Below are 22,388 nucleotides of genomic sequence, written 5' to 3'. Positions count from 1 at the left end.
GCCGATCACTTCTTGGTCGGACGCGGCCATTCCGGCTTGTCGATACGCTTGCCACGCGCCACGCTCAGCGCGCCCTCGGCGACATCGCGGCTCAAGGTAGAACCGGCACCCACGGTGGCACCGGCACCGATCTTGAGCGGTGCCACCAGCGCCGAGTTGGAGCCGATGAAGGCATTGGCGCCGATTTCGGTGCGGAACTTGTTGGCACCATCGTAGTTGCAGGTGATGGTGCCGGCGCCGACATTGACGGCCTCACCGAGGGTGGCATCGCCGACATAGCTCAGGTGATTGATCTTGGCATCGACACCGACCTGGGCATTCTTGGTCTCGACGAAGTTGCCGATGCGTGCGCCACGCGCAAGCTCGGTGCCCGGACGCAGACGCGCGAACGGACCGACGTTGTTGTCGCCTTCCAGCACGGCGCCGTCGATGACGCTGTGCGGCGCGATGTTGGCACCGGCACCGATGGTGGCGTTGCGGATCACGCAGTGGGCGCCGATGACCACATCATCCGCCAGGGTGACGTCGCCTTCGAAGATGCAGCCGACATCGATGCTGATGTCAGTGCCGATGGTCAGCTTACCGCGCACGTCGATGCGTGACGGGTCGGCCAGGCTGGCGCCTTCGGTCATCAGGCGGTTGGCCTCACGACGCTGGAAGGCACGCTCGAGATCGGCCAGCTGCAGGCGGTTGTTGACGCCCTGCACTTCCTCGACCGCCGCCGGCTGGGCGGTGGCGATGTTGACGCCTTCGCTGGCTGCCATGGCGATGATGTCGGTCAGGTAGTACTCGCCCTGGGCATTGTCGGCGGACAGCGCCGGCAGCCAGCGCTTGAGCTGGGCACCGGTGGTGGCGAGGATACCGGTGTTGCCTTCCTGGATGGCCAGCTGCTCCGGCGTGGCATCCTTGTGCTCGACGATGGCGCTGACGCGGCCTTCGGCGTCGCGCACGATACGGCCATAACCTGTCGGGTCTTCCAGAATCACCGTCAGCAGGCCCAGAGTCTGCTCACTGACTTCGGCCAGCAGCGCTTCGAGGGTCTCGCGACGAATCAGCGGCACATCGCCATACAGGATCAGCACCTTGCCATCACCGATGGCGTCCAGTGACTGGGCCACGGCGTGGCCGGTGCCCTTCTGCTCTGCCTGCACCGCAAAGCTGGCGCCGGTATCGGCCAGCTGCTGCTGAACGCGCTCACCACCATGACCGATGACGACATTCAGATGCGCACCGTCCAGGCCTGCAGCGGTGTCAGCCACATGACGCACCATTGCCTTGCCTGCCAACGGGTGCAGCACCTTCGGCAATCTGGAACGCATGCGGGTGCCCTGGCCTGCGGCAAGAATGACGACGTCGGTACGCTCTGCGCTGCTCATCGGTGAACTCCTGTAGAAAGCGGGTCTTCATACCTGAAGCCCTGAAAATAGTGGCGCCATGATAGCAGCTGATCCGTGACCTGCCAGTGACGAGGTTTACCCACGGGACTGTCGCCGAGAACAGACCCGAGAAAGTATCAGTGCTCCCGCAAGGGCTCTCAGCCAAGCGGCTCAGCGCTCAAGGTGCTGACGGATGAGCACGCTCAACCTTGAATCGCGCCAGGCTACCCCAGCGGCAAGACTGTCCATTCCCGGGTGATGAGCACAAAAAAAGGCGACCCGAAGGTCGCCTCTTTCCTGTCACTGGCCGTCATGGCCCAGTGCATCTCAGCGCGTGTGACGACGCATCTGCTGCACGGTGCGCAGCTTGGCCATCGCCTCGGCCAGTTCGGCCGTGGCGCGTGAGTATTCCAGTTCGGAAGCCTGGTCGTTCATGGCCTTCAAGGCCACTTCCTTGGCTTCCTGGGCTGCCGCCTCATCCAGATCGTCGGCACGTACTGCGGTGTCGGCGAGGACTGAAACGAGGTTCGGCTGCACTTCGAGGAATCCGCCACTGACGTAGTAGATTTCCTCGGCCCCACCCTGACGCTGAACGCGAATCGGGCCGGGTTGCAGCTCGGTCAGCAGCGGAGCGTGACCCGGCATGATGCCGAGGTCACCTTCACTGCCGGCAGCCACGAGACGCTCGACCAGGCCGGAAAAGATGCCTTTCTCAGCGCTGACGATGTCGCAATGGACGCTCATAGCCATACCTGTTTCCTCATGCCTGAACAGGGAAATTACATGCCCTTGGCTTTCTCGACAGCTTCGTCGATGGTGCCGACCATGTAGAACGCCTGCTCCGGCAGTGCGTCATATTCGCCGTCCAGGATACCCTGGAAGCCGCGGATGGTGTCCTTGAGGGACACGTACTTGCCCGGCGCGCCGGTGAAGATTTCCGCAACGAAGAACGGCTGTGACAGGAAGCGCTGGATCTTGCGCGCACGTGCCACGGTCTGCTTGTCTTCGTCAGACAGCTCGTCCATCCCGAGGATGGCGATGATGTCTTTCAGCTCCTTGTAGCGCTGCAACACACCCTGAACGTTACGGGCAGTGTTGTAGTGCTCTTCGCCAACGACCAGCGGGTCGAGCTGACGAGAGGTGGAGTCGAGCGGGTCAACGGCCGGATAGATACCCAGCTCGGCAATCTGACGGGACAGTACGACTGTCGCGTCAAGGTGCGAGAAGGTGGTCGCCGGAGACGGATCGGTCAAGTCATCCGCGGGGACGTAGACGGCCTGCACGGAAGTGATCGAGCCAGTCTTGGTAGAAGTGATGCGTTCCTGCAGGACGCCCATCTCTTCCGCCAGAGTCGGCTGATAACCTACCGCGGACGGCATACGACCCAGCAGTGCGGACACTTCGGTCCCCGCCAGGGTGTAACGATAGATGTTGTCGACGAACAGCAGAACGTCACGACCTTCGTCACGGAACTTCTCGGCGATGGTCAGACCGGTCAGTGCCACGCGCAGACGGTTACCCGGCGGCTCGTTCATCTGGCCATAGACCAGGGCAACCTTGTCGAGAACGTTGGATTCCTTCATTTCGTGGAAGAAATCGTTACCTTCACGAGTACGCTCACCCACGCCCGCGAACACGGAATAACCGCTGTGCTCGGTGGCGATGTTGCGGATCAGCTCCATCATGTTGACGGTCTTGCCGACACCGGCGCCGCCGAACAGACCGACCTTGCCGCCCTTGGCGAACGGGCAGACCAGGTCGATGACCTTGATGCCGGTTTCCAGAAGCTCGTTGGACGCTGCCTGTTCCGCGAAGCTCGGGGCTGCACGGTGAATCGGCATGTGCTCTTCAGCACCCACGTCGCCAGCTTCGTCGATCGGCTGACCCAGCACGTTCATGATGCGACCCAGAGTCGCCGTGCCGACCGGCACGGAGATCGGAGCACCGGTGCTCTCAACTGCGAGACTGCGCTTGAGGCCTTCGGTCGAACCCATTGCGATAGTACGGACCACGCCGTCGCCCAGCTGCTGCTGGACTTCGAGTACGGTCTCGCTATCGGCGACGTTCAGGGCGTCGTAGACCTTGGGCACTGCGTCCCGCGGAAACTCGACGTCAATCACCGCGCCGATGATTTGTACGATACGTCCGCTCATTCCTGGTTCCTCTTAAACCTGCGATTGAAACCTGCTTGCCTGTTGCCACGCTGTCATCAGACGGCGGCGGCACCGGATACGATCTCGGAGATTTCCTGAGTGATCGCTGCCTGGCGGGCCTTGTTGTAGACCAGCTGAAGGTCGTCGATCAGGTCGCCGGCGTTATCGGTCGCACTCTTCATTGCGATCATTCGCGCTGCCTGTTCGCAGGCGATGTTCTCGACCACGGCCTGGTAGACCTGGGCCTCGACATAGCGCTTGAGCAGCTTGTCGAGCAACGAGACGGCATCCGGCTCATACAGGTAGTCCCATGTAGTGGGACCGGTTTCTTCGTCATTCAGATCAGCTTCGAGAGGAAGCAGCTGACGCACGACCGGCTTCTGCGTCATGGTGTTGACGAACTCGTTGAACACCACGTACAGACGGTCGAGGCTGCCCTCGTCGAATGCGTCCAGCATGGCCTTGACGCTACCGATCAGATCCTGGGTACCCGGGGAATCCCCGAGACCGGACTTGGCGGCAAGCAGGTTGCCACCGTAGTTGCGGAAGAAGGTACCGGCCTTGGAGCCGAGGGCACAGAAGTCCACCTCGACACCCTGGTCGCGCCAGCTCTTCGCATGCTTGGTGACAGCCTTGAACAGATTGGCGTTCAGGCCACCACACAGGCCGCGATCACTGGAGACCACGATATAACCGACACGCTTCACATCGCGTTCCATCAGATACGGATGGCGATATTCCGGGTTGGCCCGGGCGATGTGTCCTACAACCTTGCGGATCTGATGAGCATAAGGCTGGCTGGCCGCCATGCGATCCTGCGCTTTACGCATCTTGGACGCAGCCACCATTTCCATGGCGCTGGTGATCTTTTGCGTATTTTTGATGCTCCCGATCTGGGAGCGAATCTCTTTTGCAGCTGCCATAGCGATCTGCCTTATTCATGCCACCCGAAGGGAAACGACAGGGCCCGGACTGGCCGGGCCATGCCACTTACCAGCTTTGAGTCGCCTTGAACTTCTCGACGCCAGCCTTGAGACCATTCTTGATCTCGTCATCGTAGCCGCCGGACTGATTGATCTTGTCCAGAAGATCCGCGTGCTCGGAGCGCATGAAGTCCAGCAGCGCCTTCTCGAAGCCCAGCACCTTGGCGACGTCGACGTCATCCAGGTAGCCTTCGTTGGCCGCGAACAGCGAGATCGCCATGTCGGCCACGGACATCGGAGAGTACTGCTTCTGCTTCATCAGCTCGGTGACACGCTGACCATGCTCGAGCTGCTTGCGGGTCGCTTCGTCCAGATCAGAGGCGAACTGGGAGAAAGCTGCCAGCTCACGGTACTGAGCCAGTGCCAGACGCACACCACCACCCAACTTCTTGATGATCTTGGTCTGAGCAGCACCACCGACACGGGAAACAGACAGACCCGCGTTGATGGACGGACGGATACCGGAGTTGAACAGGCTGGTCTCGAGGAAGATCTGACCGTCGGTGATGGAGATCACGTTGGTCGGAACGAACGCAGACACGTCGCCACCCTGGGTCTCGATGATCGGCAGCGCAGTCAGGGAGCCGGTCTTGCCTTTCACTTCACCCTTGGTGAACTGCTCGACATAATCGGCGTTGACGCGTGCGGAACGCTCAAGCAGACGGGAGTGGAGATAGAAGACGTCACCCGGGTAGGCTTCACGGCCCGGCGGACGCTTGAGCAGCAGGGAGATCTGACGATACGCCCATGCCTGCTTGGTCAGATCGTCATAGACGATCATCGCGTCTTCACCGCGGTCGCGGAAGTACTCACCCATGGTGCAACCGGCGTACGGTGCCAAGAACAGCATGGCAGCCGGGTCGGAAGCGCCAGCAGCGACGATGATGGTGTGTTCCATCGCGCCGTGCTCTTCGAGCTTGCGCACGACGTTGGCAATGGTGGACTGCTTCTGGCCGACGGCGACGTAGACGCAGGTAATGCCCTTGCCCTTCTGATTGATGATGGCATCAATCGCGATGGCGGACTTACCAATCTGACGGTCACCGATGATCAGCTCGCGCTGACCACGGCCGATCGGCACCATGGCATCGATGGACTTCAGACCTGTCTGCACCGGCTGGTCGACCGGCTCACGGGCGATGACACCCGGAGCGACCTTCTCAACCGCGTCAGTCAGCTTGGCGTCGATCGGGCCTTTGCCGTCAATCGGGTTACCCAGCGCGTCGACCACACGGCCGACCATTTCCGGGCCTACCGGCACTTCGAGGATACGACCGGTGCACTGCGCGGTCATGCCCTCTTCGAGCTGGAGGTAGTCACCCAGAACGACAGCACCGACGCTGTCGCGCTCAAGGTTAAGCGCCATACCAAAGACGCCACCCGGGAATTCAATCATCTCACCGAACATGACGTCTGCGAGGCCGTGGATCTGCACGATGCCGTCGGAGACGCTGACGATGGTGCCCTGATTACGGGCTTCGGATGCGACGTCAAGCTTTTCGATACGCTGCTTGATGATGTCGCTGATCTCGGAAGGATTCAGTTGCTGCATGCCATGTCCCTCGGACTCAGGAGTTCAGTGCTTCGGAAAGCCGGGCCAGCTTGCCGCGCACGGAGCCGTCAATGACGGTATCTCCGGCACGGATGATGACGCCGCCGAGCAGCGTACTATCCACCTGAGTGGTAATGGAGATGTCGCGGTTCAGACGCTTGCGCAGGGCAGTGGCGAGCTTTTCTTCCTGCTCACTCTCCAGTGCAAAGGCAGACACCAGGGTCACCTCGACACGCTGTTCCTGCTCGGCCTTCTGGGCCTCGAACAATTCGGCCACGGAGGGCAGGGCCGCAAGGCGGTCCTGCTCACCGAGAGTCCGGATGAAGTTGCGGGCGCTGTCATCCAGCGCCTCACCGCACACGTCCAGGAAGGTGCCAACCTTGTGCTCGGTGGAGAGCTTGGGGTTGTCGAGCACCGCCTTGACGTTTGCGTCGACAGCGACGAGCGCCGCTGTCGACAACATGCCGGACCAGGCCTCTAGCGCCTGCTGGCCGCGTGCAAACTCGAACGCCGCCTTGGCGTACGGGCGAGCCGCGGTGGAGGTAGACGTTTCAGCCATGGAATCAGTCTCCTCAGAGCTCGGCAGCGAGCTTGTCAATCAGCTCGCGGTGCTTGGCTTCGTCGATGGAGGATTCCAGGATGCGCTCGGCGCCGACCACTGCAAGAGCAGCGACCTGACCACGGAGCTCGTCCTTGGCCTGGTTGATCTCCTGGGAGATTTCGGCACGGGCCTGCGCAACGAGACGCTCGCCTTCCGCACGTGCAGTTTCACGTGCTTCCTCGATCATCTGGTTGGAGCGCTTATGGGTCTGCTCAATGATGCGTGCTGCTTCATCCTTGCTTTCCCGCAGAGTCTCGGTGGCTTTTTCCTGCGCCAGTTCGAGGTCACGGGTAGCACGGCTGGCAGCATCCAGACCATCTGCAATCTTCTTCTGACGTTCTGCCAGAGCCTGTGTGACCGGCGGCCAGACATACTTCATGCAGAAATAAACGAAGACCGCAAAGGCGATGGCCTGACCAATCAGGGTTAAGTTCAGATTCACGCCAGCACCTCTCGCTTCACGATTGTTGGGTCAAAAACACGGTAGGCCGGAGGCCAGCCGATGTTTAACCGACAAACGGGTTGGCGAAGGTGAAGAACAGCGCGATACCAACACCGATCATGGTCACGGCATCCAGCAGACCAGCGACGATGAACATCTTGACCTGCAGCTGCGGGATCATTTCCGGCTGACGCGCTGCGCCTTCCAGGAACTTACCACCGAGGATACCGAAACCGATGGCGGTGCCCAGGGCGCCCAGGCCGATCAGCAGGGAGACGGCGATAGCGGTCATGCCAAGAACTTGTGCTTCCATTGTGGAACTCCAGTTTTAGTCAAGTTTAAGTCAAGGGTTGAGGGTGTGAGCAGAGCTCGGAAATCTTGCCCCACGCCACGGATGGCGTGGGGCGAATTACATCAGTGGTCTTCGCTGGCCATGCTCAGGTAGACGATGGTCAGCATCATGAAGATGAATGCCTGCAGGGTGATGACCAGGATATGGAAGACCGCCCACGGGAAGTGCAGGGGCAGCTGCCAGATACCGACCAGCGAGATCAGGATGAAGATCAGCTCGCCTGCATACATGTTACCGAACAGACGCAGCGCCAGAGAGATCGGCTTGGCGATCAGCGTCACGAACTCAAGCAGGAAGTTGACCGGAATCAGCGCGATCTGTGCCAGCTTGTTCGGGGTGTTGAACGGGTGCAGCGTCAGTTCGGCCAGGAAGCCCTTGAGGCCCTTGACGCGAATGGAATAGAAGATGATCAGCGCGAACACGGACAGTGACATGCCCAGCGTGGCATTGATGTCAGTGGACGGCACCACCTTGAAGAACACGTGAGCCGGATCGGCGCCGAACATCTCACCGACCTTGGCAGCAACGCCAGGCAGCCAGTCGACGGGGATCAAGTCCATCAGGTTCATCAGGAAGATCCAGCAGAAGATCGTCAGTGACAGCGGTGCGATCAGGCGTGAACGACCGTGGAAGGTCTCACGCACGGACTGATCGACGAACTCGACCATCAATTCGACGAAGTTCTGCAGACCGCTGGGAACGCCAGTGGTGGCGGACTTGGCGACCTTGCGGAACAGGCACAGGAAGATCAGGCCCAGACCGATCGACCAGCCCATGGTATCCAGGTGGATGGCCCAGAATCCCATGTCGGCCGCTTCCTGAGCGCTGTGCGCCAGTGACCATCCGTGTTCCGGGTGGTTGCCGTACGTCAGATTCTGCAGGTGGTGCTGAATATATTCGGAGGGACTCGGGTTGGTGCCTGCCATGACTCTGCCTCAGGTTCGTGTGTACGGTGTTCGCTTCACCAGCCAGGGGCCCAGCCAGTGAACCGCCATTGCCGCCACGTAAGCGCAAAAAAATAAAGCGGGGTTTGAGGGCGGCACTGCAATGAAGAAGAACGCAAACAATACGGCCGTCAAACCGAACTTACCGGCCTCGGCCTGATAGAAGGCCTTGACCATTGCCTGGGCGTAGCGTGCACCGGTCACACGCAGTGAACGCCAGGCGAAAAACAGATTGGGCAGCAGGCAGACCAGCCCACCACACAGCGCGGAAAGCGCCGCACCACTGCCTTTCATCACTCCCGCCAGCAAGACGGCAATCACGATGACCAGCGCCTGGCCCCAGAGCAATCGAGCCACCTGAGGGCGTTGTAGAGCAGCGGGTGTCGTCTTGTGCATCTTGGACCTGTGTCTCGCAATGATGGCCTTCGCCATTTCTGGCGCTGCGCTGGACACAGCCCGGGAGCAAACTCGCCGGATTATAGGGGAGCGCTTCACCGCCATCAACCAAACGACAAGCTAAATTCCTTGATCTTTCGCAAGCTTACGACCAAAGCCTCACTATCTTGCGGGAAACCGATGACAGTTTGCTTACGTTGACAGTCGCTTGCGGTGCGAGCGACACAGGGTTGCATGAATCACAACCTGACGTCAGCAACATCCTTCAATATCTTGAATGTCAGATGCATTTCGCGCCCCTGCGACAATGAGTCACAGGGGCGCGAAAGAGGATCGTGATCCGTCACGCGGAAAATTGCCGCCCGGGGAGGTGTGACGCGCGGTCAGCCCTCCCCTGCTCACCCACTAGTGGATATGGCCGAGAATGCCGTCCAGCTCATCCAGACTGGTGTAGGAGATGGTGACCTTGCCCTTGCCGCTCTTGCCGTGACGGATATTGACGGCAGCGCCCAGTTGCTCCGAGAGGCGCGTTTCCAGACGCTGGATGTCGGCGTCCGGTCGCGCCGGTGCCGACTTGGGCTGCTCACCCTTCTGCACGCTTTTCACCAGCGCTTCGGTCTGGCGCACGGTCAGCTCGCGCTCGACGACTTCATGGGCCAGCTTGCGCTGACGTGCCGGAGTCAGGCCGATCAGGGCACGCGCGTGCCCCATGTCGAGCTCACCGCGCTCCAGCAGGGTCTGCACTTCCTGTTCCAGCGTCAGCAGCCGCAGCAGGTTGGTGACCTGGGCGCGTGAACGCCCGACCGCGTCGCCCACCTGCTGCTGGGTCAGCTCGAATTCCTCGAGCAGGCGCTTGAGCGCCAGGGCTTCCTCGACCGGATTGAGGTTCTCGCGCTGGATATTCTCGATCAATGCCAGCGCGAGCGCGATCTCATCGCTGATGCCTTCGCGGACGACGGCGGGGATGGTATCCAGCTCCGCCAGCTGCGAGGCACGCCAGCGGCGCTCGCCGGCGATGATCTCGTAGCGCCCCTCCCCCACCGGACGCACCACGATGGGCTGCATCACGCCCTGAGCCCGGATGGAATCCGCCAGCTCCTCGAGCGCTTCCGGCTGAATGTCACGCCGTGGCTGATACTTGCCACGCTGCAGCTGCCCGAGCGGCAAGCGCTCGAGGCGCTCGCTGGGCAATTCCGCCGTGGCAGCGGCCGGATTCGCGGCCAGCGCGGCATCCGGTGACGCATCGATGGCGTCGCCATCGACAGCTTCTATATCGGCTTCGACATGGCGGCGGCGGTTTCCGGCGCCAATCAGGGCATCCAGGCCCCTTCCCAGGGCACGCTTACGCGTCATGGACCTTCCTCGGTGAAGTTACAGCGAGAGACGACGAATCAATTCCTTGGCGAGCACCCGATAGGCCTGGCTGCCACGCGACAGACGCGCATACTTGGTCACCGGCAGGCCGTGGCTCGGCGCTTCCGCCACCCGCACGTTGCGCGGAATGGTCGCCTTGATCAGGGTATCGCCAAAGTAATCGGAAAGTTGCTTGCTGACATCGCGGGTCAGACTGTTGCGAGCGTCGTACATGGTACGCACGATCCCGAACACGTCGAGGGCCGGATTCACGTTGCCTTGAATCTGCTCGACGGTATCGAGCAGCGCTGACAGACCTTCCAGTGCATAGAACTCGCACTGCAGCGGAATCAGCACGCCATGGGCGGCGGTCAGGGCATTGACGGTCAACATGTTGAGCGAGGGTGGGCAGTCGATCAGTACCACGTCGTATTCCGCGGCGATCGGCGCCAGAGCTTCCGTGAGGCGGCGCTCACGCCCCTCGACACCGAGAAGATCGACCTCGGCGGCGGTAAGGTCGCCATTGCCGGGCAACAGGGCGTAGCCGGCATCGGGACAATCGAGAATCACGTCACTGGCACGCAGTTCGCCCAGCAGCACATCCAGCACGCTGCCTTCGAGGTCGTGCTTGTCGATGCCGCTGCCCATGGTGGCATGGCCCTGCGGGTCGAGATCGATCAGCAGAACGCGGCGATCGAGTGCCGCCAGCGACGCCGCCAGATTGACGGCAGTGGTGGTCTTGCCGACGCCACCCTTCTGGTTGGTCAGCGCGATGATCTTGGTCACGAGCGACTTCCTTGGTTCCTTGAGAAGCGGGGCCATTGGCACCAGCCACATGCTCACGAGGACAGATCAATGATCTGCCCTCGTGAAAACATCAGGCTGCCTGCCTTTTGCGCCCGGCACAATCCCTGCGCACGCCTTGAGGCGCTTTATCAGTCGCGCTTGAGGCGCAGAAGGTGACGCTCCCCTTCCTCGCCCGGCACTTCCAGCACCAATGTCTCGACCAGCGAGACACCCATCGGCAGGCGGGCAATCTCATCACTGGGGATGCGCCCTTTCATGGCCAGCCATTCGCCGCCCTCGGCGAGCACGGCCGCCGACAGATTGACGAAGGCATCGGTATCGGCGAAGGCACGCGAGATGATCTGCTCGAACGGCGCGCCATCATAGGCTTCGATACGGACCTGGGTCGGGCTCAGATTCTTGAGGCCCAGTTCATGGCCGGCCTGAATCTGGAAGCGCACCTTCTTGCCATTCGAATCCAGCGGCACGACGGCGATGTCGGGACGCATGATCGCGATCACGATGCTGGGCAGGCCCGGGCCAGCGCCGACATCCAGAAGGCGTGGCCCACTGATATAAGGCAGCACACTGAGGCTATCGAGCAGATGGCGAGTCACCATCGCCTCCGGCTCACGTACCGCGGTGAGGTTATAGGCGCGATTCCACTTGTGCAACAGCACCAGCAACGTCATCAGCTGGGCGTGCTGTTCCTCGCTCAGCGCCACTCCCATGGCGCTGGCACCACGACTGAGCAGCTGAGCGCAACGTTCACGCTGTGTCTCGTTGAGCGTCTGGCTCATTGCGCGACTCCCGTGTCAGTCGTTGCGGCATCTGCGGGTGTCTCCGCCTTGATCAGCTGACGCTTCTTCAAGTGAATCAACAGGATAGAGACAGCTGCCGGCGTGACACCGGAAATGCGACCGGCCTGGGCCAGCGTCGCCGGGCGCGCTTCGTTGAGCTTCTGCTTGATCTCGTTGGAGAGACCATCGACGGAATCATAGTCGAGGCTGGTCGGCAGTTCGGTGTGCTCGTGACGACGCAGGCGGTCGATCTCTTCCTGCTGACGCTGGATATAGCCTGCGTACTTGGCAGTGATCTGTACCTGTTCGGCGATGCGCCAGTCGTCGACCCCTTCCCCTTTCAGGCCTGCCACATCCGGATACTCGAGCTCCGGACGCTTGAGCAGCTCCATCAGGCTGGCTTCGCGCTTGAGCGGCGAGCTGAGCTTGTCGCTCAACGGGGCCAGCTCCGGGCTCTTCGGCGTCAGCCAGGTGCTCTCGAGACGCGCGGTCTCGCGGGCGATGGCTTCACGCTTGCGATCGAAGGCTTCCCAGCGGGCGTCATCGATCAGGCCCAGCTCGCGACCCTTGGCGGTCAGACGCAGATCGGCATTGTCCTCACGCAGCAGCAGGCGATATTCGGCACGCGAGGTGAACATGCGGTACGGCTCGCGCGTGCCGAGGGTGATCAGGTCATCGACCATTACACCGGTATAGGCCTCGTCACGCAGCGGATGCCAGGACTCGTCGTCAGTGGCGCGCAAGGCGGCATTGACGCCCGCCAGCAGCCCCTGGGCACCGGCTTCTTCATAGCCGGTGGTGCCGTTGATCTGACCGGCGAAGTACAGGTTCTTGATGAAACGCGTCTCCAAGGAGTGATGCAGGTCCTGGGGATTGAAGAAATCGTACTCGATGGCGTAGCCGGGACGCGTGATGTGCGCGTTCTCCATGCCACGGATCGAGCGCACCACCTCGAGCTGCGTATCGAAGGGCAGCGAGGTGGAGATGCCGTTGGGATACAGCTCATGGGTATTCAGGCCTTCCGGCTCGATGAAGACCTGGTGGCTGTTCTTGTCGGCGAAGCGATGCACCTTGTCCTCGATGGACGGGCAGTAACGCGGCCCGATGCCATCGATGACGCCGGAATACATCGGCGAGCGGTCGAGATTGGCGAAGATGATCTCGTGAGTGCGCTCGTTGGTGTGCGTGATGTAGCAGTTGACCTGCTCCGGCTGCATCTCACGGCTGCCCATGTAGGACATCACCGGACGCGGCGTGTCGCCCGGCTGGGCTTCCATCTTGCTGAAGTCGACGCTCTTGGCATCGATGCGCGGCGGGGTGCCGGTCTTGAGGCGATCGACCCGGAACGGCAGTTCACGCAGACGCGATGCCAGGCCATTGGCGGGCGGATCACCGGCACGGCCACCGGCATGGTTGTCCAGGCCGATGTGGATCACGCCGCCGAGGAAGGTCCCGGTCGCCAGCACCACCGTGGTGGCGTGGAAGCGGATCCCGGTCTGGGTGACGACACCCCGCACGGTCTCGCCTTCGACGATCAGGTCTTCCGCACCCTGCTGGAACAGCGTCAGGTTCGGCTGGTTTTCCAGCACGTTGCGGATCGCGGCCTTGTACAGCGCCCGGTCAGCCTGTGCGCGAGTGGCACGCACTGCCGGCCCCTTGCGGGCATTCAGGGTACGGAACTGGATACCCGCCATGTCGGTGGCCAGGCCCATGGCACCGCCCAGCGCATCGATCTCCTTGACCAGATGGCTCTTGCCGATCCCGCCGATGGCGGGATTGCAGGACATCTGGCCCAGCGTCTCGATGTTATGGGTCAGCAGCAGGGTCTGACGGCCCATGCGGGCAGCAGCCAGTGCGGCTTCCGTACCGGCATGACCGCCGCCGATGACGATCACGTCAAAGCGGTTCGGGTAATCCACGTTGGCACCTCGGGGTATCACGAAACTTGGGTGAAGCGCTGTTCGCTGGTTGGCGAAGCAGGCAAATCGGCCAGGCAGGGCGATGAATCGATGCCTGGATGAATCAAGGACTGCCAGACGGCATGGCGAATGATGTCCGTCGCCGAAGGCATGTGCTCGACCGGTGAGGGAGCTTGCAAGCCAGCAGGATGACGTCCGGGCCGCACAGTATAAACCGCCTGTGGGTAAGCGTCAGGAGTTTTCCACAGCGCCTTGCCCTGGCAGGCCATGAGCGAATGCCCGGGTTGTTTCTTCTGGGGCATCAATCCACGCCGCGGCGATTCACGAGTCTTGCGGATACGACGCGTCGATTTTCCGGCGAGGGATGCGCTACCCAGACAGCCGTTCGTTATCCCGAACACTTCGGATTCGGCGAGTTCACGTCAGGTCGATCGTGAGGTCTCGGTCCGTCCTTCGGGTTTCCGGATAACAAGATTATATAAAGAAAAGAAAAAGGGGTTCTGTTGATGTTGTAACTACTGTTGTGGACAAAATCAGTGGGAAATCGACTTTATCCGTTACAAATCAAAAGCTTACGATGTTGATATAGTTGGGGAGAAAATGCGGAGTACCTGAGGACGCCACCGGTCGCTTCCTGTGGATGAAATGCGGCCTTGTCCACAGCCCCGATTATCCCCTGATTCATACCGAGCTGGTACCCGACTTTTCTGCCCTGCTGTGCACAAGTGGCGTTGTTACCCACAACCCCTAGTGCTGCATGGTCTGACGGCAAGAAGGCCGCGGATAATGCCGGAAAATGTCCACAGAGGCAAATGTCGATTTCCTGCGCTGCCCAAGGCTGTAGACAGTCATGGGATAAGTGGTGCGTGAATGGCTACAGCCCTCGCCAATGGTGCCAATGACGTTACACGCCCCAGCCTGTGGATACTTTTTCGCTTGTTTTGCCCGTGTCGGCCGCTGAGACTGCCTGAACGCTGTCCCAGCGGCTCACGGTGCACGTTATCCTCGTGTGGTTTTCCGGCTAGGCCCCTGATTTATCCCTGTTTTTCACACGCTAAAGCGACGCCTCAGCGAGGACTGCCTGGCGGGGAAAGCGTCATTCGTTCGAGCGCCAAGGCGTGTTTGCGTGACCTGGCAAGGGGGTGGCTGGGGCCAAAAAAATTCGTTTTTTTCTTCTCGAAATGCCGACAGATGGCGTGGAGGGAGAAGATTTTTCATCGTTTGGCGATCCGCAGGGCTCGCGAGGGCCTCTGAGGACAAAAAAAATGCCCCGACCTGACGGTCGGGGCATGCCCGCTGCACGCATGGCAGCGGGTAGGGTCTTCACGTGCTCAACGCTTGTCTGACCAGTGGCTCAGCGAGCCTTGTGGAAGGCGCTCAGTGGGACAGTACGCGGGCCAGGAAGCTCTGGGTGCGTGGATGTTGCGGCGTATCGAAGACCTGCTCTGGCGTGCCTTCCTCGACGATGCTGCCCTGATGGATGAACACCACCCGGTCTGCCACTTCACGGGCAAAACTCATTTCATGGGTGACGATCATCATCGTCATGCCTTCGCGGGCCAGCTTGCGCATGACATCGAGCACCTCGCCGATCATTTCCGGGTCCAGTGCCGAGGTGGGCTCATCGAACAGCATCAGGCGCGGTTCCATCGCCAATGAGCGGGCAATGGCCACGCGTTGCTGCTGGCCGCCGGAGAGTTGCCCCGGGTACTTGTCGGCCTGCTCGAGAATATTGACCCGCTCGAGCAGCGTATCGGCTTGCTGCTCGGCCGCCGGTCGTGAGGTGCCGCGCACCTTGATGGGGGCCAGGCTGACGTTGTCACGCACGCTCATGTGCGGGAAGAGGTTGAACTGCTGGAAGACCATGCCGACTTCGGTGCGTATCGCCTTGAGCGCCCTGTGGCTCTTGCCGTGGGGGATCAGCGAATGCCCATCCACCTCGATGTTGCCGTCCTGAAACTCTTCCAGGCCGTTCACGCAGCGAATCAGTGTCGACTTGCCGGAGCCACTGGCCCCGATGATCACCACCACCTCCCCCTGGGCGACCTCGAGCTCGATGTCCTTGAGGACATGCAGGCTGCCGAAATGCTTGTTGAGCTTGTGCATCTTCACGATGGCAGTCATGGGGCGCTCCGAACCGGCGCTGCATGCCGGAAGGTCGTCAGAGAAATGAGATCAGGCTGAAGGTGAGAGGGCGCGGCTATATCCGTCGCGCGTGGGGGGCAGAGAGACATCATTGGCCCACCAACCCGCGGCGCTCGAGCATCCGCAAGCCAAATGACAGGCTGAGGGTGATCACCAGATACAGCAGCGCGACCATGAAGTAGGTTTCCAGCGCATTGAAGGTCGTGGCGATGTAGATCTGCCCCTGACGCACCAGCTCACCGACGCCGATCACCGAGAACAGCGAGGTGTCCTTGATCGAGACGATGCCCTGGTTACCCAGCGCGGGAATCATGCGGCGCAGCGCCTGAGGCCAGATGACATAGCGGAAGGTCTGCGGGGTGGAGAGGCCGAGTGACAGGCCGGCTTCCCGCTGGCCACGGGCGATGGACTGCACGCCACCGCGCACGATTTCCGAGATATAGGCGGCCGAGTTCAAGGCGATCGCGGCGATGCCGGCGGTCAGGGCATCGATGGGGCCACCGATGATCTGCGGCAGGCCATAGAAGATGAAGAGCACCTGGACGAGCACCGGGGTGCCACGGAAGATCTCGATATAGGCGGTGGCGACCCAGCGCAGGATGCGGCTGGGAGACAGGCTCAGCAGTCCGAACAGGATGCCGAGCACGAAGCCGATGGCGAGGCCACCGAAGGAAATGGCGAGGGTCCAGGGAATGCCCTCGAGCAGGTAGGGCACCGAATTGAGTGCGGCCTGCCAATCAAACTGGAACTGAACGTCCACGGGGGGCTCCTTGGCACGAACCTCTCATGCGCTGCTGGGCGCGCCGGAGGTTCGAGACGACCGACATTCCGGCAGGCTGTCGCTGCCGAAATGTCGTGATGATGATCTGCACTACGCGACGTGGGGCGTCTGAGGCGAGTCGAAAGTGGCTTACTGGCTGTCGCCGGGCATGGCGCCGAACCACTTCTGGTAGATCTCGGCATAGCTGCCATCGGACTTCATCTCGGCCAGCGCCTTGTTGGCGGCCTCGGTCCACTCGCTGCCTTCGGTGAAGGCGATGCCGTATTGCTGGCCCTCATAGAGCGGCCCCACCGTCTTGACGCGTCCATTGCCCTTGGTCTTGGCGAAGTAGCCGACGTTGGGGGCATCGTAGAAGACGGCATCGACGCTGCCGGACATCAGGGCCATGTACATGTCGGCGCTGCCCGGGTAAGGCGTGATGGTGGAGTCACCAAGGTTGGCGGTGAGGTAGTCGTAACTGGTGGAGCCGATCTTGGTGCCGATCTTCTTGCCTTCCAGGCCCTCGATATCCTCGATGTCGCCGTTGTTGGCCGAGGTCAGAATCTGCAGGCCGGAGTCATAGTAGGGATCGGTGAAGTCGACGATCTTCTCGCGCGCCTCGGTGATGGTGATGCCGGCGATGGCGACATCGACACTACCGGTCTGTACGGCCGGGATGATGCCATTGAAGTCCATGGTCTTGAGGTCGATATCGAAGCCGGCGCGCTCGCCGATGGCATTGAGGATGTCGATATCGAAGCCGACCATCTCGCCGCTTTCCTGGTCGAGCATCTCGAAGGGCACGAAGCTCGGGTCGGTCGCCGCCTTGAGGGTGACGGCATGGGCAGCGCTGGCCATGAAGGTGGCGGCCGCGAGGCCAGAGAGAGAGGCCAGCAGGTGAGATCTGCGCATTTTACATTCCTCTTTATATTTAGATTTTAGGATGTATAGCGTTTTTAGATTGACGAGCACACCGGACCCCGTCAAGTCTCCCGCTGCTGCCATGCGGCGAAGGGAAGCTTGCAAGCCACTGAGATGACGAAAAAAAATCGCCCCCTACCGGGAACCGGTAGGGGGCGATCAGGCGTCAGCAAGGCGCCAATGTCGTGTGCGGGCCTGTCAGCCCCGAAGGTCAGACGCTCACTGGTCAGACCCTCAATGATCAGACCATGAAGGAAGACCCGCAGCCACAGGTGCTGGTGGCATTGGGGTTCTGGATCATGAAGCGGGCGCCCGCCAGACCTTCCTCATAGTCGATCGTCGAGCCGACCAGATACTGGTAGGACAGCGGGTCGATCACGATGGCGGCTTCGCCCAGCTCGACCACGGTGTCGTCATCGGCCAGATCGGTGGCGATATCGAAACCGTACTGGAAGCCGGAACAGCCGCCGCCAGTGACGTAGACCCTGAGACGCAGCTCCGGGTTGGCTTCTTCCGCGCGCAGCGCTGCAATCCGGGCACTGGCGCGCTCGGACAGGTACAACGGCGTGGGGATGAAGCTTTGTGCTTCGCTCATGCGGGCCTCCTGGAAGGAGTCGGAGGCCGGACGCTGGAGACAGCGCCCGGCACGGTATAGAGAACGGAATGACGCCTATTATCCCTATATCCGAGCAAAAGGGTCAACTTTGTCTGACGTGCTGCCTTGCGGGCGTACGCTGGCGGTTCAGGGCATCATCGCCGGCGCGCCGATCCCCATCATCTCATCGAGACCGAACATCAGGTTGAGGTTCTGGATGGCCTGACCTGATGCGCCCTTGACCAGGTTGTCGATCACCGACAGCACCACCAGGGTGTCGCCGTTGCCCGGACGATGCAGGGCGATGCGGCACAGGTTGGTGCCACGCACGCTGCGCGTCTCCGGATGGCTGCCCAGCGGCATGACATCGACGGCGGGGTGATCGGCGTAGCGCTGCTCGAACAGCGCCTGCAGATCTTCCAGCGTGCCGCTGAAGCCGCTCAGACGCGGATAGAGGGTGGAGTGGATGCCGCGGATCATCGGCGTCAGGTGCGGGACGAAGGTCAGGCCGACCGCGCTGCCGGCTGCCAGGTCCAGCCCCTGGGTGATTTCCGGCAGGTGACGATGGCCGGAGGCGCCGTAGGCCTTCATGGACTCGCCGGCTTCACACAGCAGCGAGCCGACCTTGGCACCGCGACCCGCGCCGGAGACGGCGGACTTGCAGTCGGCGATGATGTTGTCGGTCTCGATCAGGCCAGCTTCCAGCAGCGGGATCAGCCCCAGCTGCACGGAGGTCGGGTAGCAGCCCGGCACCGCGATCAGGCGCGCTTCGCGGATGGCATCGCGATTGACTTCCGGCAGGCCGTAGACGGCCTCGCCGAGCAGCTCCGGCGCGCCATGCGGCTGGCCATACCACTCGGCCCAGACGTCGGCGTCCTTGATGCGGAAGTCCGCGGACAGGTCGATGACACGCGTGCCGCGTGCCAGCAGATCGCCGGCCAGGGCGTGAGCGACACCGTGAGGCGTGGCGAAGAATACGGCGTCACAGGCGGCCAGCACCTCGGCATCCGGCTCGCTGAACGCGAGGGTGTCGTAGTGGCCGCGCAGATTGGGGTACATCTCGTCGACACGCACGCCCTTCTCGCTTCGCGAGGTGATCACGGTCACTTCCACCTGCGGGTGGCTGGCCAGGAGCCTGAGGAGTTCCACTCCGGTGTAACCGGTGCCGCCGACGATACCTACCTTGATCATGCTGCCTCCCCGCCTTCGGGCGGTGTCCTGTTGATGCGAGATGTAATCTTGTGTCCGATCTGCTGCTGCGACCTTTGGTGGCCTGTGCGCGAGACAGGCGTTGCGCCATGCTGTGCCGAGGTTGTCGGATTGCGCACGGTCGCGACGGTTCGCAATCGATATGATACACAGGTGTCAGGCGGGCAGTAATGCGCTGCCGACATGGATGTCCTCTGTCATTGCCAGTGCCTTCAAGGAGTCGTGAGTGTCACGCCTGACGCGTCCGCATCTGCCTCGTCCCAGTCTCGACAATTTTCGGCGCAAGCTGGCGGCGGTCGATGCACTCCCGCAACTGTGTCTGCTGGGGCTGGTGGCAGGGCTGCTGACCGGCTCATTGATGGTCGGTTTCCGCCTGCTGTTGAGCGCCGGTGCCCTGGGCTTCATGCCCGATGACAATCCGGAGAACTTCGAGGGGCTTGCCCCCTGGGTGCGCGCCTCGCTGCCGCTGCTGGCGGTGCTGGTGATCGGCATCGTGCTGGGGCGACAGCATCCGGCGCAGCGCAAGCTGGGCATCGGTCATGTCATCGAGCGCCTGACCTACCATCAGGGCAAGATGCCGCTGCGTGCCTGGCTCAATCAGGTCGTGGTCGGGGTCGTGAGCGTGCTCGGCGGCCTGTCGGCGGGGCGTGAAGGCCCGGCGATCCACCTGGGCGCCGGTGCCTCGAGCTGGATCGGCGAGCGCCTCAAGCTGCCCAACAACAGCCTGCGCGTGCTGGTCGCCTGTGGCACCGCGGCGGGCATCTCCGCCTCCTTCAATACGCCGATCGCAGGGGTCATCTTCGCCATGGAAGTGGTGATGATGGAGTACACCCTGATAGGCTTCATGCCGGTGATTCTGGCCTCGACCACCGGCGCGGTGGTCACGCAGATGGTCTACGGCTCGGCACCGGCCTTCGCGGTGCCGTCTCTGCTGCTGCATTCCCTGCTCGACCTGCCCTGGGTCATCGTCACGGCGCTGGTCATCGGCCTGCTGGCGGGGGGCTTCGTGCATCTGGCGCGTCAGCAGGCGCGCGTGGCACACCTGTCATGGGGGATGCGCATGGCGCTGGTCGGGGTCTCGACGGCCGCCGTGGCGTGGTGGTATCCCCAGGTGCAAGGCATCGGCTATGACAGCCTGGCCCAGTTGCTCGACGGCCAGCTGGCGCTGGATATCCTGTTGGCGCTGGTGATCGGCAAGCTGGTGCTGTCGGCACTATGCGTGGCCTGTGGCGTGCCGATCGGCATCATCGGCCCGGTGGTGGTGGCGGGCGCCGCTGCCGGGGCCTTGATGGGCATGTTGGGCGGCTGGCTGTTGCCGGACCAGGCCTCGGACATCGCGCTTTACGCCCTGCTCGGCATGGCGGCGATGATGGGCGCGGTGCTTCAGGCGCCACTGGCCGCCCTGATGGCACTGCTCGAATTGACGCATTCGCCGAATATCATCCTGCCCGGCATGCTGGCGGTGGTGGTGGCAGGCCTGACCTGTCGCCAGCTGTGCCACTGCCAGGGCTTCTTCATCTCGACGCTGACGGCGCAGGGCCTGCATCCGCTCCAGCAGCCATTGATGCAGGCGCTGTCGCGGGTGGCGGTGCCGGCGGTGATGGAGCGCTCGCTGGTCAGCGTGCCGCGCCGCATCACGCGTGAACGTGCTCGCGCCCTGCTCGACAGCAAGCCGGTCTGGCTGGTGGTCACGCGCTCGACGCCGGAAAAGCCGATGGTCGCGCTGCCGGCGGCGGATCTGGTGCGTGTGCTGATGGATGAGCACTGGCGGGAGCAGGAGGAGCTCGACCTGCTCGAGATCCCCGCTCAGCGTCTGGATCTCGCGCCCATCCACCTGCAGGCTACCTTGTCCGAGGCCTATGAGCGGCTGCTGCCCAGCGATGTCGATGCCCTCTATGTCGAGCACACCACGGCACCGATGATTCGCAAGATTTCAGGTATCATCACGCGGGATGCAATAGAGAGCTACTATCGCTATACGCCCTGAAGCGTGGCGTGGCACCTGCTTCTCAGGCGTGAATTCGCTCTGCGCGCGCCTGCCGCGACCGCATACCGCATGGGCCTTGGCGGTGCCACATGCCATCGTGGCGATCCGATTGCATCATCCGCGCGTCCACTTTCTGACCTTCCCGACCCTGACTGACGGAGCTCCCTCATGTATCTGTGGATCAAGGCTTTCCATCTGATTGCCGTAGTGTGCTGGTTTGCTGCCCTCTTCTATCTGCCCCGGCTGTACGTCTATCACGCCCAGGCGCGTGATGCCGGCGACCACAAGGCCATCGAGTACTTCAAGACCATGGAGCGCAAGCTCTATCGCGGCATCATGATGCCGTCGATGATCGCGACCCTGGTGCTGGGGATCTGGCTGCTGGCGCTGGTGCCGAGCTTCATGAGCATGGGCTGGATGCACCTCAAGCTGACCATGGTCGTGCTGCTGGTCGGTTATCACCATGCCTGTGGCCTGTATCTGAAGCAGTTCGCCGCCGATACCTGCAAGAGAACCTCGCGCTACTTCCGCTTCTTCAATGAAGTGCCGGTGCTGATGCTGGTGGTGATCGTCATCTGCGTCATCGTCAAACCGTTCTGAGGGATGGTTCAGCCATGACCGAGTGCTCAGCGCAACTGCCCTACGTGCTGGTATTGGCGGGGCATGATCCCAGTGGCGGCGCGGGTCTGATCGCCGACAGCGAGGCGATCCGCGCCGGTGGCGGCTGGGCGCTGACGGTGCCGACGGCACTGACGGTGCAGAACTCCTGCAATGTGCAGGCGGTGATCCCGCAATCGGGCGAGTCGATGCTCGCCATGGCCCGCACCCTGTGTGAGGACTTCCGCCCGGGCGCGCTCAAGATCGGTCTGCTCGCCAGCGAAGCGGCGCTCACGGCGTGCGTGACGCTGATCGAGGAACTCCAGCAGCGCTGGCCGGGGCTGCCCGTGGTGTGGGACCCGGTGCTCAAGGCGGGCGGCGGGCTGGAGCTTTCCACCGAGTCGCTGATCCATCAGGCGCGTGAGAGCTTGCTGCCGCATGTGGATGTGCTCACGCCCAACCGCGCGGAGCTTGCGCGGCTGGCGGCCTGCCCCACGGGGACGGGCGACGGCCGACT

The 22,388-nt window shown here is 62.1% G+C and carries 23 protein-coding genes; 3 read left to right on the top strand and 20 right to left on the bottom strand.

Going from position 1 to position 22,388, the window contains the following annotated elements; genetic code table 11:
* Positions 1-5 precede the first annotated feature (5 nt).
* The 20 genes from glmU to argC form a co-directional block, all read right to left on the bottom strand.
* Positions 6-1,376: a bifunctional UDP-N-acetylglucosamine diphosphorylase/glucosamine-1-phosphate N-acetyltransferase GlmU gene (gene glmU / locus AC4FAH_RS00515; protein WP_153636723.1), complete on the bottom strand. Its 1,371-nt coding sequence runs from the start codon at positions 1,374-1,376 to the stop codon at positions 6-8.
* Between the two features lie 327 nt (positions 1,377-1,703).
* The gene (locus AC4FAH_RS00510; protein ID WP_054556360.1) at positions 1,704-2,126 is read right to left on the bottom strand and encodes a F0F1 ATP synthase subunit epsilon; all 423 of its coding nucleotides are present in this window, start codon (positions 2,124-2,126) and stop codon (positions 1,704-1,706) included.
* 29 nt (positions 2,127-2,155) lie between these two features.
* Entirely contained in the window at positions 2,156-3,529 is a 1,374-nt protein-coding gene (gene atpD, locus AC4FAH_RS00505; protein ID WP_043331716.1) for a F0F1 ATP synthase subunit beta, read from the bottom strand.
* A 56-nt stretch (positions 3,530-3,585) separates the two neighbouring features.
* Positions 3,586-4,452 carry a F0F1 ATP synthase subunit gamma gene (atpG, locus tag AC4FAH_RS00500; protein WP_043331714.1) on the bottom strand — a complete coding sequence of 289 codons (867 nt, stop codon included), beginning with the start codon at positions 4,450-4,452 and terminating at the stop codon, positions 3,586-3,588.
* Positions 4,453-4,519: 67 nt separating this feature from the next.
* On the bottom strand, positions 4,520-6,064 hold the full coding sequence (atpA, locus tag AC4FAH_RS00495; RefSeq protein ID WP_043331712.1) for a F0F1 ATP synthase subunit alpha: 1,545 nt from the start codon (positions 6,062-6,064) through the stop codon (positions 4,520-4,522).
* 16 nt (positions 6,065-6,080) lie between these two features.
* Positions 6,081-6,623: a F0F1 ATP synthase subunit delta gene (locus AC4FAH_RS00490; RefSeq protein WP_043331710.1), complete on the bottom strand. Its 543-nt coding sequence runs from the start codon at positions 6,621-6,623 to the stop codon at positions 6,081-6,083.
* Between the two features lie 13 nt (positions 6,624-6,636).
* On the bottom strand, positions 6,637-7,107 hold the full coding sequence (locus AC4FAH_RS00485) for a F0F1 ATP synthase subunit B (RefSeq protein WP_043331708.1): 471 nt from the start codon (positions 7,105-7,107) through the stop codon (positions 6,637-6,639).
* 64 nt (positions 7,108-7,171) lie between these two features.
* Positions 7,172-7,420: a F0F1 ATP synthase subunit C gene (gene atpE, locus AC4FAH_RS00480; RefSeq protein ID WP_011508579.1), complete on the bottom strand. Its 249-nt coding sequence runs from the start codon at positions 7,418-7,420 to the stop codon at positions 7,172-7,174.
* A gap of 101 nt (positions 7,421-7,521) precedes the next feature.
* Entirely contained in the window at positions 7,522-8,385 is an 864-nt protein-coding gene (gene atpB, locus AC4FAH_RS00475) for a F0F1 ATP synthase subunit A (RefSeq protein ID WP_043331706.1), read from the bottom strand.
* A gap of 9 nt (positions 8,386-8,394) precedes the next feature.
* Positions 8,395-8,799: an ATP synthase subunit I gene (locus AC4FAH_RS00470; protein WP_043331819.1), complete on the bottom strand. Its 405-nt coding sequence runs from the start codon at positions 8,797-8,799 to the stop codon at positions 8,395-8,397.
* 405 nt (positions 8,800-9,204) lie between these two features.
* Positions 9,205-10,152 (bottom strand): ParB/RepB/Spo0J family partition protein, encoded by a 948-nt coding sequence (locus AC4FAH_RS00465; RefSeq protein ID WP_153636724.1) that lies wholly within the window; start codon positions 10,150-10,152, stop codon positions 9,205-9,207.
* Positions 10,153-10,170: 18 nt separating this feature from the next.
* Entirely contained in the window at positions 10,171-10,938 is a 768-nt protein-coding gene (locus AC4FAH_RS00460) for a ParA family protein (protein WP_043331702.1), read from the bottom strand.
* Positions 10,939-11,087: 149 nt separating this feature from the next.
* The gene (gene rsmG / locus AC4FAH_RS00455) at positions 11,088-11,738 is read right to left on the bottom strand and encodes a 16S rRNA (guanine(527)-N(7))-methyltransferase RsmG (protein ID WP_043331700.1); all 651 of its coding nucleotides are present in this window, start codon (positions 11,736-11,738) and stop codon (positions 11,088-11,090) included.
* On the bottom strand, positions 11,735-13,657 hold the full coding sequence (gene mnmG / locus AC4FAH_RS00450; RefSeq protein WP_153636725.1) for a tRNA uridine-5-carboxymethylaminomethyl(34) synthesis enzyme MnmG: 1,923 nt from the start codon (positions 13,655-13,657) through the stop codon (positions 11,735-11,737). Before mnmG ends, rsmG begins: the two co-directional genes overlap by 4 nt.
* 17 nt (positions 13,658-13,674) lie before the next feature.
* Complete coding sequence (locus AC4FAH_RS00445) at positions 13,675-13,959, bottom strand: hypothetical protein (protein ID WP_153636726.1); 285 nt, start codon at positions 13,957-13,959, stop codon at positions 13,675-13,677.
* A 1,075-nt stretch (positions 13,960-15,034) separates the two neighbouring features.
* Positions 15,035-15,781, bottom strand: coding sequence for an amino acid ABC transporter ATP-binding protein (locus tag AC4FAH_RS00440; RefSeq protein ID WP_054556363.1), 747 nt, complete (start codon positions 15,779-15,781; stop codon positions 15,035-15,037).
* A gap of 109 nt (positions 15,782-15,890) precedes the next feature.
* Entirely contained in the window at positions 15,891-16,562 is a 672-nt protein-coding gene (locus AC4FAH_RS00435) for an amino acid ABC transporter permease (RefSeq protein ID WP_043331697.1), read from the bottom strand.
* 150 nt (positions 16,563-16,712) lie between these two features.
* Positions 16,713-17,474, bottom strand: a complete 762-nt coding sequence (locus AC4FAH_RS00430) for a transporter substrate-binding domain-containing protein (RefSeq protein WP_043331694.1) — start codon at positions 17,472-17,474, stop codon at positions 16,713-16,715.
* A gap of 250 nt (positions 17,475-17,724) precedes the next feature.
* Positions 17,725-18,078 (bottom strand): iron-sulfur cluster insertion protein ErpA, encoded by a 354-nt coding sequence (gene erpA, locus AC4FAH_RS00425; protein WP_043331693.1) that lies wholly within the window; start codon positions 18,076-18,078, stop codon positions 17,725-17,727.
* A gap of 147 nt (positions 18,079-18,225) precedes the next feature.
* Positions 18,226-19,269 (bottom strand): N-acetyl-gamma-glutamyl-phosphate reductase, encoded by a 1,044-nt coding sequence (gene argC, locus AC4FAH_RS00420; protein ID WP_054556364.1) that lies wholly within the window; start codon positions 19,267-19,269, stop codon positions 18,226-18,228.
* A 253-nt stretch (positions 19,270-19,522) separates the two neighbouring features.
* Between argC and AC4FAH_RS00415 the strand changes: the two genes are divergently transcribed.
* From AC4FAH_RS00415 to thiD, 3 genes are all read left to right on the top strand, one after another.
* Positions 19,523-21,274 carry a chloride channel protein gene (locus AC4FAH_RS00415; RefSeq protein WP_153637018.1) on the top strand — a complete coding sequence of 584 codons (1,752 nt, stop codon included), beginning with the start codon at positions 19,523-19,525 and terminating at the stop codon, positions 21,272-21,274.
* Positions 21,275-21,442: 168 nt separating this feature from the next.
* The gene (hemJ, locus tag AC4FAH_RS00410) at positions 21,443-21,874 is read left to right on the top strand and encodes a protoporphyrinogen oxidase HemJ (RefSeq protein ID WP_043331686.1); all 432 of its coding nucleotides are present in this window, start codon (positions 21,443-21,445) and stop codon (positions 21,872-21,874) included.
* A gap of 14 nt (positions 21,875-21,888) precedes the next feature.
* Positions 21,889-22,388: bifunctional hydroxymethylpyrimidine kinase/phosphomethylpyrimidine kinase (thiD, locus tag AC4FAH_RS00405; protein WP_347420949.1), on the top strand; the 500-nt coding region annotated here is incomplete at its 3' end.

It is taken from the genome of Cobetia sp., assembly GCF_983723665.1.
Note: the sequence above shows the minus strand (reverse complement) of the source record. Positions and strands in the feature narration are given on the sequence as shown.

Bases quoted from the DNA above. Each gene is read 5' to 3' on its own strand.
- AC4FAH_RS00445 (WP_153636726.1), bottom strand. From the start codon at position 13,959: ATGCCCCAGAAGAAACAACCCGGGCATTCGCTCATGGCCTGCCAGGGC.
- AC4FAH_RS00440 (WP_054556363.1), bottom strand. From the start codon at position 15,781: ATGACTGCCATCGTGAAGATGCACAAGCTCAACAAGCATTTCGGCAGC.
- AC4FAH_RS00465 (WP_153636724.1), bottom strand. From the start codon at position 10,152: ATGACGCGTAAGCGTGCCCTGGGAAGGGGCCTGGATGCCCTGATTGGC.
- AC4FAH_RS00430 (WP_043331694.1), bottom strand. From the start codon at position 17,474: ATGCGCAGATCTCACCTGCTGGCCTCTCTCTCTGGCCTCGCGGCCGCC.
- rsmG (WP_043331700.1), bottom strand. From the start codon at position 11,738: ATGAGCCAGACGCTCAACGAGACACAGCGTGAACGTTGCGCTCAGCTG.
- atpE (WP_011508579.1), bottom strand. From the start codon at position 7,420: ATGGAAGCACAAGTTCTTGGCATGACCGCTATCGCCGTCTCCCTGCTG.
- erpA (WP_043331693.1), bottom strand. From the start codon at position 18,078: ATGAGCGAAGCACAAAGCTTCATCCCCACGCCGTTGTACCTGTCCGAG.
- AC4FAH_RS00470 (WP_043331819.1), bottom strand. From the start codon at position 8,799: ATGCACAAGACGACACCCGCTGCTCTACAACGCCCTCAGGTGGCTCGA.
- AC4FAH_RS00490 (WP_043331710.1), bottom strand. From the start codon at position 6,623: ATGGCTGAAACGTCTACCTCCACCGCGGCTCGCCCGTACGCCAAGGCG.
- hemJ (WP_043331686.1), top strand. From the start codon at position 21,443: ATGTATCTGTGGATCAAGGCTTTCCATCTGATTGCCGTAGTGTGCTGG.
- atpD (WP_043331716.1), bottom strand. From the start codon at position 3,529: ATGAGCGGACGTATCGTACAAATCATCGGCGCGGTGATTGACGTCGAG.
- atpA (WP_043331712.1), bottom strand. From the start codon at position 6,064: ATGCAGCAACTGAATCCTTCCGAGATCAGCGACATCATCAAGCAGCGT.
- atpG (WP_043331714.1), bottom strand. From the start codon at position 4,452: ATGGCAGCTGCAAAAGAGATTCGCTCCCAGATCGGGAGCATCAAAAAT.
- argC (WP_054556364.1), bottom strand. From the start codon at position 19,269: ATGATCAAGGTAGGTATCGTCGGCGGCACCGGTTACACCGGAGTGGAA.
- AC4FAH_RS00510 (WP_054556360.1), bottom strand. From the start codon at position 2,126: ATGGCTATGAGCGTCCATTGCGACATCGTCAGCGCTGAGAAAGGCATC.
- atpB (WP_043331706.1), bottom strand. From the start codon at position 8,385: ATGGCAGGCACCAACCCGAGTCCCTCCGAATATATTCAGCACCACCTG.
- glmU (WP_153636723.1), bottom strand. From the start codon at position 1,376: ATGAGCAGCGCAGAGCGTACCGACGTCGTCATTCTTGCCGCAGGCCAG.